This is a genomic window from Streptomyces sp. NPDC033177, from assembly GCF_055577715.1.
Window position 1 is genome coordinate 173,723 of record NZ_JBVIPS010000003.1, and the last position, 16,302, is coordinate 190,024.

At 69.3% G+C, this 16,302-nt stretch carries 11 protein-coding genes; 6 read left to right on the top strand and 5 right to left on the bottom strand.

The features are described from left to right. Positions 1-6: 6 nt before the first annotated feature. Positions 7-1,227, top strand: coding sequence for a glucose-1-phosphate adenylyltransferase (gene glgC, locus ACZ5U5_RS11880; protein ID WP_469019681.1), 1,221 nt, complete (start codon positions 7-9; stop codon positions 1,225-1,227). 21 nt (positions 1,228-1,248) lie between these two features. Here the strand turns inward: glgC and ACZ5U5_RS11885 are convergent, their stop codons facing one another. The 5 genes from ACZ5U5_RS11885 to ACZ5U5_RS11905 all read right to left on the bottom strand — a co-directional run bounded on the left by ACZ5U5_RS11885 (position 1,249) and on the right by ACZ5U5_RS11905 (position 7,032). Beyond that, positions 1,249-2,238 carry an ABC transporter permease gene (locus ACZ5U5_RS11885; protein ID WP_469020819.1) on the bottom strand — a complete coding sequence of 330 codons (990 nt, stop codon included), beginning with the start codon at positions 2,236-2,238 and terminating at the stop codon, positions 1,249-1,251. A gap of 29 nt (positions 2,239-2,267) precedes the next feature. Then, positions 2,268-3,242, bottom strand: coding sequence for an ABC transporter permease (locus ACZ5U5_RS11890; protein ID WP_469019683.1), 975 nt, complete (start codon positions 3,240-3,242; stop codon positions 2,268-2,270). Next, entirely contained in the window at positions 3,235-4,764 is a 1,530-nt protein-coding gene (locus tag ACZ5U5_RS11895) for a sugar ABC transporter ATP-binding protein (protein WP_469019685.1), read from the bottom strand. Before ACZ5U5_RS11895 ends, ACZ5U5_RS11890 begins: the two co-directional genes overlap by 8 nt. A 1-nt stretch (position 4,765) precedes the next feature. Continuing rightward, a complete protein-coding gene (locus ACZ5U5_RS11900; RefSeq protein WP_469019687.1) occupies positions 4,766-5,863 on the bottom strand; it encodes an ABC transporter substrate-binding protein in 1,098 nt (365 codons plus the stop codon). Positions 5,864-6,018: 155 nt separating this feature from the next. Next, the gene (locus ACZ5U5_RS11905; RefSeq protein ID WP_469019690.1) at positions 6,019-7,032 is read right to left on the bottom strand and encodes a LacI family DNA-binding transcriptional regulator; all 1,014 of its coding nucleotides are present in this window, start codon (positions 7,030-7,032) and stop codon (positions 6,019-6,021) included. Positions 7,033-7,114: 82 nt separating this feature from the next. On the opposite strand from ACZ5U5_RS11905, the gene ACZ5U5_RS11910 reads away from it, so the two are divergent. From ACZ5U5_RS11910 to ACZ5U5_RS11930, 5 genes are all read left to right on the top strand, one after another. Next, positions 7,115-9,868, top strand: coding sequence for a PA14 domain-containing protein (locus tag ACZ5U5_RS11910; protein ID WP_469019691.1), 2,754 nt, complete (start codon positions 7,115-7,117; stop codon positions 9,866-9,868). A gap of 70 nt (positions 9,869-9,938) precedes the next feature. Beyond that, positions 9,939-10,655 carry a hypothetical protein gene (locus ACZ5U5_RS11915; RefSeq protein WP_469020821.1) on the top strand — a complete coding sequence of 239 codons (717 nt, stop codon included), beginning with the start codon at positions 9,939-9,941 and terminating at the stop codon, positions 10,653-10,655. Between the two features lie 113 nt (positions 10,656-10,768). Next, positions 10,769-13,120, top strand: coding sequence for a GH92 family glycosyl hydrolase (locus ACZ5U5_RS11920; protein WP_469019693.1), 2,352 nt, complete (start codon positions 10,769-10,771; stop codon positions 13,118-13,120). 194 nt (positions 13,121-13,314) lie between these two features. Then, the gene (locus ACZ5U5_RS11925; protein WP_469019695.1) at positions 13,315-14,697 is read left to right on the top strand and encodes a wax ester/triacylglycerol synthase family O-acyltransferase; all 1,383 of its coding nucleotides are present in this window, start codon (positions 13,315-13,317) and stop codon (positions 14,695-14,697) included. A gap of 70 nt (positions 14,698-14,767) precedes the next feature. Continuing rightward, positions 14,768-16,285 (top strand): SDR family NAD(P)-dependent oxidoreductase, encoded by a 1,518-nt coding sequence (locus tag ACZ5U5_RS11930; protein ID WP_469019697.1) that lies wholly within the window; start codon positions 14,768-14,770, stop codon positions 16,283-16,285. The last annotated feature ends 17 nt before the right edge of the window (positions 16,286-16,302 follow it).

Below are 16,302 nucleotides of genomic sequence, written 5' to 3' on the forward strand. Positions count from 1 at the left end.
GGCGCGATGCGCGGTGGATCTTCGGTGCTCGGAATCGTCCTGGCGGGCGGTGAGGGCAAGCGCCTGCAACCCCTCACGGCCGACCGGGCCAAACCAGCGGTCACGTTCGGCGGCACCTACCGCCTCGTCGACTTCGTGCTCTCCAATCTCGTCAACGGCGACGTCATGCGGATCTGCGTGCTGACCCAGTACAAGTCGCACTCCCTGGACCGGCACGTCACCACCACCTGGCGGATGTCCAGCCTCCTCGGCAACTACGTCACCCCGGTACCGGCCCAGCAACGCCTGGGCCCGCGCTGGTACTTGGGCAGTGCCGACGCGATCCTGCAGTCCCTCAACCTCGTCCACGACGAACAGCCCGACTACATCGCGGTGTTCGGCGCCGACCACGTCTACCGCATGGACCCGCGTCAGATGCTCAACCAGCACTTCGAGAGCGGCGCCGGGGTCACGGTCGCGGGGCTCAAGGTGCCGCGCTCGGAAGCGTCCTCCTTCGGCATCATCACGCCCGCGCGGGACGGCACCCGCGTCGACCGCTTCCTGGAGAAGCCCACCGACCCGCCGGGCCTGCCGGGATCGCCCAACGAGGTGTTCGCCTCCATGGGCAACTACATCTTCACCACGAAGACCCTCGTCGACGCGATCCAGCAAGATGCCGAGGACGACAACTCCAAGCACGACATGGGCGGTTCGATCCTGCCGATGCTCACCGAACGCGGCCTGGCCCAGGTCTACGACTTCGACGACAATCACGTGCCGGGGGAGACCGCGCGCGACCACGGCTACTGGCGTGACGTCGGCACGCTCGACGCGTACTACGAGGCGCACATGGACCTGATCTCCGACCAGCCGGTCTTCAACCTGGACAACCGCCGCTGGCCGATCTACACGCACCCGGGCGGCCTGCCGCCCGCCAAGTTCTGCGCGGCGGGCATCGCGAGCGAGTCCATCGTCAGCCCCGGCTGCGTCATCCGGGGACAGGTCACACGCTCCGTGCTCTCGCCCGGCGTGACGGTCGAGGACGGGGCGGTCGTGCAGGGCTCGGTCCTCCACGACAACGTACGCGTGGGCAGGGGAGCGGTGGTGCGGGGAGCCGTCCTCGACAAGAACGTGGACGTCCCGCCCGGGGCGACGATCGGCGTCAACCCCGAGCGGGACGAAGAGCTCTACACGGTGTCGAAGGGCGGCGTGATCGCACTGGGGAAGGGGCAGATCGTTCCCATGTAGCCGCCCCCGCGTCAGGGCCCGCTACAGCACCCGGCGCCTGCGCCCCAGCCATGTCTGCGCGATCACCACGAGCGCCAGGAAGGCGCCGCTGACCACCTGTTGGTAGGCGGAGTCGAGCGAGCCGATCTGGTTGATGACGTTCTGGATGACCTTCAAAAGCAGCACGCCGACGAGTGATCCGCTGATGAAGCCGAATCCGCCGGTCAGCAGGGTGCCTCCGATGACGACCGCGGAGATCGCCTCCAGTTCCATGCCCGAGCCGAGGATGGTGACGCCCGAGACCAGCCAGGCCGCGTTGAGCGCGCCCGCGAGGCCCGCGCACAGGCCGGAGAGGGTGTAGACGGTGACCTTCGTGCGGGCCACGGGGGCGCCCATGAGGGCCGCCGCGTCCTCGTTGCCGCCGACCGCGTACACGTACTGGCCGAAACGGCTGCGGCGCAGGACCACGGCACCGGCGACGAAGAGGGCGAGGGTGATCCAGACCGGGGCCCCGATGCCGAGGAACTTGCCCTGGCCGAGCGTGGCGAAGAACGAGTCCTTGTCGACGAGGTAGGTCTTGGAGCCCTCGTCGGTGATGGACAGCAGGATGCCGCGCGCGCCCAGCATCGCGGCCAGCGTCACGATGAAGGGCGCCAGGCGTGAGCGGGCGATCAGGAGGCCGTTGACCAGGCCGATGAGTCCGCACACGGCCAGCGGCAGAAGCAGCGCCACCGCCGTCCCGTACTGCGATCCCCAGGCCGCGAGGACACCGCCGAGCGCGAACAGGGACCCCACGGAGAGGTCGATGCCGCCGGTGATGATCACGAAGGTCATGCCGAGGGCGACGACCGCGAGGAAGGCGGAGGAGACCGCCATGTTCTCCATGTTGTCGGCGGTCAGGAACGTGTCGAAGCTGAGCGAGGCCGCGATGACGGCGACCACCAGGGTGACCAGGGCGCCGTGCTGCTGGGCGAGGGCGCTGACGCGCTCGGAGCGGCTCGCTCCTGTCTCCTCGTCCTCGGGCTTCTTCATGGGCTTGGCCTCGGATAGGACGGTGCCGGTCACCGCTTGCCCCTCTCCCGTGCCGCGTAGACGGCGAGAATGATCACTACGGCCTGGGCGATCTGTGTCCAGGAGGGCGGCAGATCGTGCTTGATGAGCGTGGTGGTGAGCAGCTGGATCAGTACGGCGCCCGCGACGGTGCCGCCGATCCGTACGCGCCCGCCGCTGAGCGGAGTGCCGCCGACCACGACGGCGGTGATCGCGGACAGTTCCATCAGGTTGCCGAGCGAGGTGGGGTCACTCGCGGTGAGCCGGGCGGTCGCCAGGACACCGGCGATGGCCGCGAGCACGCCGCAGCAGACGTACACGAGGATCAGGACGCGTCGTACGGGAAGTCCCGCGAGGCGCGCGGCCGGACGGCTGTCGCCGATGGCGAGGAGCTGGCGTCCGAACGTGGTGCGGCGGACCGCGAAGGCCACGACGAGCGCGAGGGCCGCCGCGATCAGGACGAGGTAGGGGATTCCCAGGACGTCGCCGGAGCCGAGCGAGGCCATGGTCGGGTCGCGTACGTCTTTGAGCTGGGGGAGAAGCACAAGGGCGAGCCCGCGCCCCGCGACCATCAACGCCAGGGTGGCAACAATGGGTTGGACGCCGATGAACGCGATGAGGGAGCCGCTCGCGAGGCCGATGACCGCGCCACCGATGAGCGCCACGATGATCGCGATCCATGTCCCGTAGCCCAGGTAGAGGGAGAGCAGGGACGTGGAGAGCGCCATCACCGAGCCCACGGAGAGGTCCACGCCCTCGCTGCCGATGGCCAGGGCCATGCCCAGGGCGACGATGAGGACGGGGGCGACCTGGACGGCCTGGGTGCGGAAGTTCTCGGCGGAGAGGAAGTGCGGGGTGAGGGCGATGTTCAGGATGAGGAGGACGGCTACGCCTGCGTAGACGCCGTAGTTCTGGAGGAGGCGGAGGATGTGGTCGCGGTCGGCGTGGGCTTTCGCGCCGACGGCGTCCGTGGCGAGGTCAGTCATGGTGGTCTCCGGGGCCTCCGGTTGTGGCTATCGCTCGCATGAGGGCGTCCTCGGTGACGGAGGAGCCGGTGAGTTCCTCGATCACCGTGCCGTCCTTGAGGACGATGACCCGGTCGGAGCCTTCGATGAGTTCCTCCATGTCGGAGGAGATGAGGAGCACCGCGAGGCCGTCGTTGGCCAGTTCGTCTATGAGTTTTTGGACTTCGGCCTTCGCGCCGATGTCTATGCCTCGGGTGGGTTCGTCCAGGAGGAGGACCTTGGGATTCATCGCCAGCCAGCGGGCCAGGAGTACCTTCTGCTGGTTGCCGCCCGACAGTTCGCCCACCTTTTGGTGAGGGCCCGACGCCTTGATGCGCAGGCGCTTCATGAAGGTGTCGACGATGGAGTCGATCGCCGCCTCGTTCACCAGGCCGAGGCGGGAGAGGCGGGGGAGCGCGGCCAGTGCGATGTTCTCGCGGACCGAGAGGCCAGGGACTATTCCTTCCGCCTTGCGGTCCTCGGGGAGGAGGCTGATCCCGGCTCGGATGGCGGCGGGCGGCGAGCCGGTGCGGACCGCGTCGCCCGCCACCACCACACGTCCGGAGTCGGGCGGCAGCGCTCCCGCGATCGCCTTTGCCGTCTCGCTGCGTCCCGAACCGAGCAGGCCGCCCAGGCCCACCACTTCGCCGGGCCGGATCTCTACGGAGACGCCGTGCAGATGGTGGCGCATCGTCAGATCGGTTGCGCGGAGGACCGGTTCGGTCTCCGGGGCGTGTTCCCCGGAGAACTTGGTGACGCCCTCCTCGCGTACTTCCCCGACCTCGCGCCCCAGCATCAGCGAGACGAGGCGCAGCCTGTCGAGTTCCGCGATGGGCCCCGTGTGCACCAGCTTGCCGTCGCGCAGCACGGTGACCGTGTCGCACACCTCGTAGAGCTCCTCAAGCCGGTGGCTGACGTAGATCACCGCGATCCCTCGGTCCCGCAGCATGCGGATGACGCCGAACAGGGTCTGGACCTCGCGGGGTTCGAGCGACGACGTCGGTTCGTCCATGATGACGACCTGCGCGTCGACCGAGACCGCTCGGGCAAGGGCCACCATCTGCTGGGTACCGACGCCCAGTTCACGCAGCGGGCGGCGTACGTCCACGCGGATGCCGAGCCGCCGCAGCGCCTCGTCCGCCTCACGGTGCATACGGCGGAAGTCGATGAGACCGAGCCGGCCGCGGGGCTCGCGGCCGAGGAAGAGATTGCGGGCCACGCTCATCAGGGGGACGAGGTTGACCTCCTGGTAGATGGTGGAGATGCCCGCGTGCTGTGCCTCAAGGGGCGTGGCGAACGCGACCTGCTGCTTGTTGTACGTGAGTGCGCCTGCGTCCGGTGCGTACACGCCCGTCAGAACTTTGATCAGCGTGGACTTGCCCGCGCCGTTCTCGCCGATCAGGGCGTGCACCTCACCGGCGCGCGCGGTGAAGTCGACCCCGTCCAGGGCCCGTACGCCCGGGAACGTCTTGCTGAGGCCGGTGACCGAGAGGACGTCGGACATCTCAGTACGCCTTGCCGAGGTCCGCCTTGGCGTTGTCCTTCGTGTACGCGCTGTCCTTGATGACGATGTCCTGCGAGACCTTCGTGCCCTTGGTGAAGGTGTCCAGGGTCTGGAAGGCCAGCGGGCCGAAGCGCGGGTTCGACTCGATGACGCCGTCGATCCAGCCGTCGACGATGCCCTGCACGGCGTTGCGGGTGCCGTCGACCGTCACGATCTTCACGTCACCGGCCTTCTTGCCCGCGCCCTTGAGGGCGTTGACCGCGCCGAGGCCCATCTCGTCGTTCTCGGCGTAGATCCCCTTGATGTCCGGCTTGGACTGGATGAGGTTCTCGGTGACCGACTGACCCTTCTCGCGGGCGAACTCGCCCGTCTGCTTGAAGACGATCTTCAGGTCGGGGGCCTTCTCCTTGACGCGGTCCTCGAAGCCCTTGGTGCGCTCGGTGGTGACGTTGTTGCCCGCGGAGCCGAGCAGGATCGCGACCTTGCCCTTGCCGCCCGTCGACTTGATCATCTGGTCGGCCGCGCGCTTGCCCTGCTCGACGAAGTCGGAGCCGATGAAGCTGACGTAGTCCTTGCATGCCTTCGCGTTGATCTTGCGGTCGATGGTGATGATCGGGATGTGCTTGGCGGAGGCCGAGCGCAGCACGGGCTCCCAGCCGTCGGAGTTCAGCGGGGCGATGACCAGCAGGTCCGCGCCCTTGGCGATGAGGTCCTGGACGTCGCTGATCTGCTTGGAGAACTGCGACTGGGCGTTCGCGGTGAGGAGCTTGACGCCGCGCTTCTTCGCCTCGGCCTTGATGGACGCCGTCTCCGCGATGCGGAAGGGGTTGGCCTCCTTCTCGGACTGGGAGAAGCCGACGGTGGCGCTCTTGAGGTCGAGCTTCTTGCCTCCGTAGGCGTCTATCGCGCAGGTCGGGCCGCTGCCCTCGCTCGGTTCCGAGACGACCTGCCCCGAGTCGCCCTGGTCCTGGGACGCGGAGCTCTTGTCGCCGTCGTCCTCGGACTTCGCGCATCCGGTGGCGAACGCGAGGCTCGCGGCGAGACCGGCGGCGAGGAGGGTCCTGGCTGAGGTGCGGCTAAGGCGTGTGGTCGGCTTCATGGAGTCCCCAAAACGGCACGGCCCCGGCGCTGAGAGCGCTCACGGGATGATCGGCTCTTACGGTCAACTCGGCGGTACGGGGAGCTTTTTACATCGTTGAAAGGAGGCTGTAAACCCTCCGCGCACGGGGAGGCCTCAGCTGACGACTCGCCAGTTCAGCGTCGCCCCAGCGTGCTCTCCCGCTCCACCAGGCGGAATTCGGCTGTGAGTTCCCGTCCCTCGGACGCTCCCGAGCCCTCCAGGCTGCGTAGCAGCGAGGCCACCGCGAGCCGGGCGATGGCCTGTTTGTCCGGCGAGACCGTGGTCAGCGTGACCGCCCCGAACTGCCCCTCGGCGATGTCGTCGAAACCGACCACCGCCACGTCCCACGGCACGCGCAGACCGCGTTCGTGCAGCACGCGCATGGCGCCGATCGCCACCAGGTCGTTGTACGCGAAGACCGCGTCGGGCCGGACCCCCGCGTCCAGCATCCGCGCCATCGCCTTCGCCCCGTCCCAGCGGTTCCAGCCGCCGACCGGGCCCACCAGGCTGTCCGGCGCGGCTATCCCCGCCTGCGTCAACTCCTCGCGCCAGCCCTGCAGTCGGAGGTTCGCCGGGCGGTTCGCGGAGTCCGTGCGGGCGCCGAGATAGGCGATGCGGGAGCGGCCGCGGCTGATGAGGTGGCGTACCGCGGTGCGGGCCGCGGCCACGTTGTCGATCGCGATGTGGTCATAGGGCAGGTCGTACTGGCGCTCGCCGAGCAGCACCAGCGGCACGTCGTCCTCGCGGCCGAGCAGGTCGGCCGACTCCAGCTCCAGCGGGCTCATGATCAGACCGTCGATCACCCGGGCCCGGAAACCCTGGCTGACCAGGACTTCCTGCTCGCGGTCGCCGCGAGTGTGATCGAGCAGGACGGTGAAATCGTGCTCGGCCGCCGCGTCGATGACCGCGCCCGCCAGTTCGGCGAAGTACGGGTTGCCCAGCTCGGGAACGGCGAGCGCGATGATGCCCGTACGCCCCTTCCTCAAGTGACGTGCCGTCAAGTTCGGGCGGTATCCCAGCTCGTCGATCGCCTCCTGTACGCGCGCCCGCATCGCCGGGGTGACGTGCTGATATTTGTTCACCACGTTCGAGACGGTCTTGATGGAGACGCCCGCGCGCTCCGCGACGTCCTTGAGGCTAACCCGCACGTGCAGCTCCCTGCGTCGAGGTGCACCCCTGTCCTGGGGTGTTTGTCATGGCCCTGGACAGCGCGCCGGAGAGCGTGCTGTCATGCCAACTGCCGTTCCTTCCAACGTTGTACAGATTCGTTGTACAGACTGCGGCGCCGGGCCGCCACCCCCTTCCCCGGCCTTCCGTCACCCCCTTCCTCAGCCTTCAAGCACCGCTTCGAGCTACGGAGGATCTGTGCGCCCCACCCGACCCAGACGAGTCAGGCAGCGACTGATATTGCTGCTCACCGTCGCCCTCGCCTTCGCCGGACTCACCGCGGTCCCCGCCGCGACAGCCGCCGACGAACCCCCCGAGATCCACGGCCTGAAGGGCGAGTACTACACCCAGTCCGCCCCCGGAGCCTTCGACTTCCACGAGCTCAAGGCCACCGGCTTCGACCAGAAGATCGACTTCGACAACCTCGACCCGCGCCTGACCTTCGCCACCGGCAAGGCCGACGACGCCACCGTCCGCTGGACCGGCAAGGTCGTCCCGGAGAAGACCGGCTCCCACACCTTCTCCATGATCGGCGACAACGGCTTCAGGCTCTGGGTCGACGGCAAGCTCGCCATCGACCACTGGGTCGACGACTGGGACAAGGAACAGACCGCCCAGCCGGTCGAGTTGACCGCCGGCAAGGCCTACGACATCAAGGTCGAGTACTTCGAGCACTACGGCGGCTCCAACCTCCACCTGCGCTGGACCGAGCCCGGCGGCACCAAGAAGGCCGTCCCGCAGTCGGCCTTCCGCCTTCCCGACGGCTTCGAGTACGACGGTGCCACCTCCGCCACCGTCCTCAAGGACGGCCGCACCCTGAAGCTGGACTTCGCCCAGAAGCTCGGCGCACCCCCGAACGGCCTCGCGGACCACATCGAGGCGGTCATCGGCGGCGCCAAGTGGCCCATCGGCACGATCAAGGCCGACCCCGACGACCCGCGCGCACTCCTCGTGGGCCTCAAGGAACCCGTCGTCGGCAACAAGACGGGTACCGCCAAGGGCACCGCCGACATCCGCTACGACGGCAAGGGCGGCCTGGCGGGCGACGACGGCAAGGAGGTCGCCGCCTTCTGGAGCAGCGGCCCCAACCACTCCGAGCACCAGCTGCGCACCAAGTTCGCCGACGACGTGAAGCCGGGCAAGGTGCTCCCCGAGTACCCGCGCCCCCAGCTGACCCGCGACGCCTGGCGCAACCTCAACGGGACCTGGCAGTTCGCCGCGGCCAAGGCCGGCGAGGCACCCCCGTTCGGCAAGCAGCTCGGCGAGAAGATCCTCGTCCCCTACCCCGTGGAGTCCCAGCTCTCCGGTGTCGAACGGCACGAGGACCGCATGTGGTACCGCAGGACCTTCACCGTCCCGCAGAACTGGAAGGTCGGCGACGGCAAGCGCCTCAAGCTCAACTTCGGCGCGGTCGACTGGCACTCCGAGGTCTTCGTGAACGGCAAGAAGGTCGCCGAACACAAGGGCGGCTACGACAAGTTCAGCGCCGACATCACGGACGCGCTGAAGCCGGGCAAGACGCAGGAGCTGATCGTCGGCGTCTATGACCCGACCGACTCCAAGGACGGCGAGAACCCGCCCGTCGGCAAGCAGCGCCTCGACCCCAGCGGCATCTGGTACACCCCGTCGTCCGGCATCTGGCAGACGGTGTGGATGGAGCCGGTGGCCGCCGACCACGCCGACTCGCTGAAGATCACGCCCGACGTGGCCACCAAGCAGGTCACCGTCGAGCCCAAGGGCGTACGCGACGGAGTGCCGGTCAGGGCGGTCGCGTACGAGGGCAAGAAGAAGGTCGCGGAGGCGAGCGGACGCACGGGCAGCCCGCTCAAGCTGAAGATCGCCGACCCGCACCTCTGGTCGCCGGACGATCCCTTCCTCTACGACCTGAAGGTGACCGTCGGGCGAGACAGCGTCAAGAGCTACTTCGGGATGCGCACCATCGCCGTGGAGAAGGTGAACGGCACCCCGCGCACGATGCTCAACGGGAAGCCGCAATTCCTGATGGCCACGCTCGACCAGGGCTTCTGGCCGGACGGCCTGCACACGGCGCCGACCGACGAGGCGCTGGCGTACGACCTGAAGATGCACAAGGGGATGGGCTTCAACTCGGTGCGCAAGCACATCAAGGTGGAGCCCGACCGCTGGTTCTACTGGGCGGACAAGCTGGGCCTGATGGTCTGGCAGGACATGCCGTCGATGGACGCGGGCCGCAGTCCGAGCACGGCCGCGCGCGCTCAGTACGAGTCCGAGATGAAGCAGATGATCGACGAGCACTGGAACTACCCGTCGATCGTCATGTGGGTCACCTTCAACGAGGGCTGGGGCCAGTACGACGAGGGCCGCATCGCCACCCAGGCCAAGTCCTGGGACCCGACCCGCCTGGTCAACGGCATGTCGGGCCTCAACCTCGGACGCGACGGCGGCACCGGCGACATCATGGACGAGCACGGCTATCCGAGCCCGGCGCTGCCACCCAAGCCCGACGGCGAACGGGCCCTGATCAACGGCGAGTACGGCGGTCTCGGGCTCGCGGTGCCGGGCCATGCCTGGTCCGTCCAGCAGAGTTACGTCGACGTGGACCCGGCGACGTACACGGACGACTACCTCACCAAGCTGGACGAGGTGCGCGCGCTCGCCTGCAAGGGCGGCAACGGCGCCGTCTACACCCAGATCTCGGATGTGGAGGGCGAGTTGAACGGACTGCTGACGTACGACCGCAGGGTCGTCAAGCCCGACGTGAAGCGGCTCAAGGCAGCACATGAGGCCTTGATCGGCGACGCGTCGCGGCCCGACCCGGCGGGGTGCCCGGCTTCCTGACCGTGAGCGCTTGACCCGAAGCGCTCAACCTGTGGACGCGGCCCCTCCCACTTGACACGATCAGCTCGTGATCATCGCGAGCGAGTGGGCAGGGGCCGCGGCCCGCAACAACGCCGAGTGGTGCGACGCGGTCTGCCGCGCGCACGGGGTGCCGGGGGAGTTCGGGGCCGGGGTGTGGAGCAGCGCGCGGCGGACGCCGCCGCTGTATCCGGACGCAGTCTCGCTCACCCCCGACATCTCGGCGGCCGACCTGGTGGCCCGGATCGACACGGCGTCACCTGGCTGCTCCGTCAAGGACAGCTTCGCATGCCTGGACCTGGAGCCGTGGGGCTTCGAGGTGCTCTTCGAGGCGCAGTGGATACACCGGCCCGCGGGTGCGGCTCCCGTGGGGCATCCGGGTGTCAGCTGGGAGCCGCTCAAGAGCGCCGATTCGCTGCCCGCGTGGGAGAGCGCCTGGAACGACGGCGAGGGGGGCCTGGGCTTGTTCCGGCCCGAACTGCTGGCCGGCGACACGACGTTCCTGGCCGGGACCTCCATGGACGGCATGATCGTCGCAGGTGCCGTGGCGAGCCGCAGCGACTCCGTGGTCGGCGTCTCCAACCTGTTCGCGATGGGCGACGCGACGGGCGGAGAGGCCGCTGCCTGGGCCGGGTGTCTGACGGAGATCGACCGGTGCTGGCCCGGCCTGCCCGTCGTCGGATACGAGAGCGGCGACAGCCTGGAGGCGGCCGTCCGCCAGGGGTTCGCCCCGATCGGGCCGCTGCGGATCTGGGTGTCCACCGACTGAGGGCCGCGGCCCGCCTTCTCCTTCTCCCCACCCCTTGACGCGCGCGACGCGACCCCCGAAGAATGATCGCGTTCCGCGCTGTGACAACGTTGTCCAAGGAGGCGTTCCCACCCATGAGATGGAACCGACGGCTACGCGGTACGGGGGTGGCGCTGGCCGCGGCCGCGCTCCTCGGGGGAGCCCTCGCCATACCCTCGGCGCAGGCCGCCCCGGCGGCGGACGGCCGCCTGACCGACCTGGTCAACCCGTTCATCGGCACCGAGAACGAGGGCAACACCTACCCCGGTGCGGCCGTGCCCTTCGGCATGGTCCAGTTCTCGCCCGACACCGGGCACAACACCGGCTACGACCACTCCGACACCCACATCCGCGGCTTCTCGACCGTCCATCTCTCGGGCGTCGGCTGCGGGTTGGGCGGCGATCTGCCGGTGCTCCCCACCACGGGTGACGTCAAGGAGACGGACTACGCCAAGTACGCGGCGGAGTTCAGCCACGACGACGAGAAGGCGAGCCCTGGCTCCTACCAGGTGGGCCTGAAGTCCGGCATCGAGGCCGCGCTGACGGCCACCAAGCGCACCGGTGTGCAGCGCTACACCTTCCCCGCCACCGACAAGGCCAACGTCCTGCTCAACGCCGGACAGTCGCTGCACAAGACGGGCAGCACCAAGGTCGAGATCCTCGACAGCCGCACGGTCCGCACGGCGATCACCGGCAGCGGCTTCTGCCAGGACACCAAGCCGTACACCGTCTACACGATCACCAAGTTCGACCGCCCCTTCACCACCTCGGGCACCTGGAAGGGCGACACCGTTACCGCGGGCTCCAAGAAGTCGTCGGCGGGCGAGGAGCGCAACGGCGCGTACGTCCGCTTCGACACCTCCAAGGACCGCACCGTCGAGGCGACCACCGCGCTTTCGTACGTCGACGCCAAGGGTGCCGCGCTCAACCTCCGCGCGGAGGGCGGGCGTTCGTACGACCGTGTCGCGAGGGCCGCTGACGCCGCGTGGGAGGACCGGCTCGACGACGTGCAGGCGCAGGGCGGCAGCGAGACCGTGCGCCGCACCTTCTACTCGTCCCTCTACCGTTCGTTCCTCGCGCCGAACATCGGCAGCGACGTCGACGGCCGTTACACGGGCTGGGATCAGAAGATCCATCGTGCCAAGGGCTTCACCTACTACCAGAACTGGTCGCTCTGGGACACCTACCGCACCCAGGCGCAGCTCCTCGCCCTGCTGGCGCCGCACGAGTCCCGCGACATGGCGCTCTCCGTCCTGAAGATCGACGAGGAGAGCGGCTGGCTGCCCAAGTGGGGCTACGGCACGGTCGAGACGAACATCATGACCGGCGACCCCGTCACCCCCTTCCTCACCAACGCCTATCAGCAGGGGCTGTTCAAGGGACACCCAGAAGAGGCAGAGGAGGCGTACCGCGCGCTGAAGAAGAACGCGGACGGTGTGCCGCCCGCCGACTCGGCACCCGTGGGCCGTGAGGCCAACAGGGAGTACCTGAGCGAGGGCTTCGCGCCGTACATCAAGGGCCGCCCGCACGCCAAGCCCGGCGACTCGGACTACGACCACGGCGCCTCCGCGACGCTGGAGTACGCGCTCTCGGACGCGATGCTCGGCCAGATGGCCGGCGACCTGGGGCACAAGGCCGACGCCAAGCGGTATGCGGAGCGTGCGCAGAACTACCGGAAGATCTTCGATGCCTCGACCGGGTTCTTCCGGGCGCGGGACGCCGCGGGCGCCTTCACCGGGCCCGCCGACCCGGCCAAGAGCGAGGGCTTCCACGAGGGCACGTCCTGGCAGTACCAGTGGCTCGTCCCGCAGGACCTGCCCGGCATGGTCGACCTCATCGGCGGCAAACAGGCCACCAACGACCGCCTGGACTCCTTCTTCGCCTACGAGCAGCTCCTGAAGGACCCGGCGAAGACCGCGCGCGAGGTGTGGGTCAACGGTCCGTACGACTACTACAACGCGGACAAGTACAACCCGCAGAACGAGCCCGACCTCATCGCCCCGTACACCTACCTGTCGACGGGCCAGCCGTGGAAGACGACCGACGTGGTGCACGCCGCGCTCACCCTCTTCACGGACACCCCGACCGGCATGACCGGGAACGATGACCTCGGCACCATGTCCGCCTGGAACGTGCTGTCCTCGATCGGTGTCTTCCCGGTCCAGCCCGGCACGGACACGTGGGGCCTTTCGACGCCCGTCTTCGAGCGCGTCGACCTGAAGCTCGACCGCCGTTACTACCCGAAGGGCCGTCTCACGGTGAAGGCGCCGGGCACCTCGGACACCGAGCGGTACATCCAGTCGGCGCGCACGGACGGTGCCGACTACAAGAAGACGTACCTGACGACCGATGACATCCGTGACACCCGCGAGATCACCTTCACGGTGGGCGACAAGCCCTCGGAGTGGGGCACGTCGCAGGATGCCGCGCCGCCCGCACTGAAGTGACGTACCCGCCCCTGCCGAAGTGACGTAGTCGATACGCCACTTGCGCACCGTCAGGCCCGCCTCTCCCAGAGGGGCGGGCCTTAATCTGTTGTTAACTGTGCGTAGCTTGATCTTACTTGACCGTAGTCGCACTACGGCGATTGACTGCACACTCATGCCGTCCCCCGCATCGTCCTCGACGCGAGAGCAGCCCGTTGAACCCGTTGAAAGCGCAGAACGCTGAGTCCTCCGACCTGCTCGCACCTCTCGACCTCGCCTTCTGGAACATCGAGTCCGCCGAACACCCCATGCACCTGGGCGCCCTCGGCGTCTTCGAGGCCGACTCGCCGGACTCCGCCGAGCGCGCCGCCCGGCTCCTCGCCGAACGCGCGGCCGCCGTGCCCGGTCTGCGGCTGCGGATCCGCCCGGTCTGGCTGCCGGTCGGCGGGGCCGTCCGCGCCGCCGCCCCCGCCTTCGACCCGCTGGACCACGTCCGCCTCGCCGAGCCCGCGCCGGACTTCCACGCCGTGGCGGGCGCGCTCATGCAGCGCCCCCTGGAGCGCGAGCGGCCGCCGTGGGAGGCGCATGTGCTGCCGGGTGGCGACGGCACCTACTTCGCCGTGCTCTTCAAGTTCCACCACGCGCTCGCCGACGGGCTGCGGGCCCTGATGCTCGCGGCGGCCGTCATGGACCCCACCGAGCTGCCCGCCGCCCGTCCGGCGCCCGCCGAGCCCGAGACCTCCCGGTGGTCCTGGCTGCCCGACCCGCGCAAGCTGCCGGGCCTGGTCCGCGACACCGTCGGCGACGTGGGGCAGGCCCTGGACATCGGATCCTCCGTCGCCCGCGCCACCTGGGGAGTACGGTCGTCGGCCGCCCTCACGTCGCAGGCCACCGGTACGCGGCGCACCGCGGGGGTGCTGCTCGACCTGGACGACGTGCACCGCGTGCGCAAGACCGTGGGCGGCACCGTCAATGACGTGCTGATCGCCGTGGTCGCGGGAGCGTTGCGCCGCTGGCTCGACGAGCGGGGCGACGGCAGCGAGGGGGTTGAGCCGCGGGCCCTGGTCCCCGTCTCCCGGCGCAGGCCGCGTTCCGCGCAGCCGCCGGGCAACCGGCTCTCCGGGTATCTGGTCCGCCTGCCGGTCGGTGATCCGGACCCGGTCGCGCGGCTGCGGGCGGTGCGGGCCGCCATGGACCGCAACAAGGAGGCGGGTCCCGGCCGCGGCGCCGGCGCCGTCGCCCTGCTCGCCGATCATGTGCCGCCGCTGGGCCACCGCATCGGCGGTCCGGTCGTCGCGCAGGCCGCCCGGCTGCTCTTCGACATCCTCGTGACCAGCGTCCCGCTGCCCAGCCTGGGCCTGCGGCTCGGCGGCTGCCCGCTCACCGCCGTCTACCCCTTCGCGCCGCTCGCCCAGGGGCAGGCGCTGGCCGTCGCGGTGTCGACCTACCGGGGCCGGGTGCACTTCGGTCTGGTCGCCGACGCGGCCGCCGTGCCCGACCTGGACGTTCTCGCGCGCGGCGTGCGGGAGGAACTCGCGGGGCTCGTCGAAGCGTGCGTAAACCGTCCGCGTTTGGTAGAGGGGCCCGTCGCTACGTAAAGTTCTCTTCTTTGGAGCTTCCGCGGTCACCCAGACGAGCCGCGGCATGAGTGACGCGAGGACAGCGGCGATGACGGTGACAGAGGACAGCCCGGGAGCCGGCGGTCCGGCCGAGCCCCAGGAGGCCGGGTCGGTCTCCTTCGGCCCCGGCATCGACCCCGACCGTCTCGCCGTGTGCCTCGCTGTGCTCGACGAGCTCGACAAGCTGGACGTCGACCACCCCGACGCGATCGCGGTGCGCCGGGCCACGGCCGGGATCTACCGGACCGTGAAGCAGCGCCGCCGTCAGGAGCGCAGGGCCGCCAAGACCGCGCACGACAAGGCCGTCACCGAGGCCACCGCCACCGGCTCCGCCGAGCGCATCGACGACGAGACCGAGGGTCTGCTGCCCTCCTCGCAGACGGAGGAGGGCCGGATCGCGGGGATACTCCAGCGCCCCCGCTCCTGCTACACCTGCAAGACCCGGTACGTGGAAGTCGACTACTTCTACCACCAGCTGTGCGCGGACTGCGCCCGCCTGAACCGGTCCAAGCGCGACGCCCGCACCGACCTCACCGGCAAGCGCGCGCTGCTCACCGGCGGCCGGGCCAAGATCGGCATGTACATCGCGCTGCGTCTCCTTCGCGACGGCGCCCACACCACCATCACCACGCGCTTCCCCAAGGACGCCATCCGCCGCTTCAAGGCGATGGACGACTCGGCCGACTGGCTGCACCGCCTGGAGGTCGTCGGCATCGACCTGCGCGACCCGGCGCAGTCCGTCGCGCTCGCCGAGCGGCTCGCGGCGGCGGGACCCCTCGACATCCTGATCAACAACGCGACGCAGACCGTACGCCGCCTGCCCTCCGCTTACGCAGCCCTGGTCGACGGCGAGAGCGCGCCGCTGCCCGCCGGGGAGCTGCCCGCCCACTCCGTCATCGGCGCCTTCAACTCCGGGGCGGTGGACGGACTTGCCGCGCTGCCAGTCGGCACCAGCGGCCTTGACGCCCAGCAGGTCGCCGACCTCGCCCTGGTCGCGGGCAACGCCAGCGTGGCCCGGCACCTCGACGGCACCGCCATCGACGCGGGCGGCCTGGTCCCGGACGTCGTCGACAGCAACACCTGGGTGCAGACCATCGAGCAGATCTCCCCGGTGGAGCTCCTCGAGACCCAGCTGTGCAACTACACCTCGCCGTTCATCCTGATCAGCGCGCTGCGCTCGGCCATGGCCGACGCAGCGAAGAAGGCGTCGAGCGGCCGCTCGTACGTCGTCAACGTCTCGGCGATGGAGGGCGTCTTCGGCCGCGGTTACAAGGGCGCCGGTCATCCGAACACGAACGCGGCGAAGGCCGCGATGAACATGGTGACGCGGACCAGCGCCCAGGAGATGTTCCAGACCGACGGCATCCTGATGACGTCGATCGACACCGGCTGGATCACCGACGAGCGCCCGCACTACGACAAGCTGCGCCTGGCCGACGAGGGCTTCCACGCCCCGCTGGACCTGATCGACGGCGCGGCCCGGGTCTACGACCCGATCGTGCGGGGCGAGGCGGGCGAGGACCTGTACGGCATCTTCCTGAAGGACTACGCACCCGGCAAGTGGTAGCCGCACGTGGGCGGTGT

Bases quoted from the DNA above. Each gene is read 5' to 3' on its own strand.
- ACZ5U5_RS11895 (WP_469019685.1), bottom strand. From the start codon at position 4,764: ATGTCCGACGTCCTCTCGGTCACCGGCCTCAGCAAGACGTTCCCGGGC.
- ACZ5U5_RS11900 (WP_469019687.1), bottom strand. From the start codon at position 5,863: ATGAAGCCGACCACACGCCTTAGCCGCACCTCAGCCAGGACCCTCCTC.
- ACZ5U5_RS11910 (WP_469019691.1), top strand. From the start codon at position 7,115: ATGCCAACTGCCGTTCCTTCCAACGTTGTACAGATTCGTTGTACAGAC.
- glgC (WP_469019681.1), top strand. From the start codon at position 7: ATGCGCGGTGGATCTTCGGTGCTCGGAATCGTCCTGGCGGGCGGTGAG.
- ACZ5U5_RS11920 (WP_469019693.1), top strand. From the start codon at position 10,769: ATGAGATGGAACCGACGGCTACGCGGTACGGGGGTGGCGCTGGCCGCG.
- ACZ5U5_RS11885 (WP_469020819.1), bottom strand. From the start codon at position 2,238: ATGAAGAAGCCCGAGGACGAGGAGACAGGAGCGAGCCGCTCCGAGCGC.
- ACZ5U5_RS11890 (WP_469019683.1), bottom strand. From the start codon at position 3,242: ATGACTGACCTCGCCACGGACGCCGTCGGCGCGAAAGCCCACGCCGAC.
- ACZ5U5_RS11930 (WP_469019697.1), top strand. From the start codon at position 14,768: ATGACGGTGACAGAGGACAGCCCGGGAGCCGGCGGTCCGGCCGAGCCC.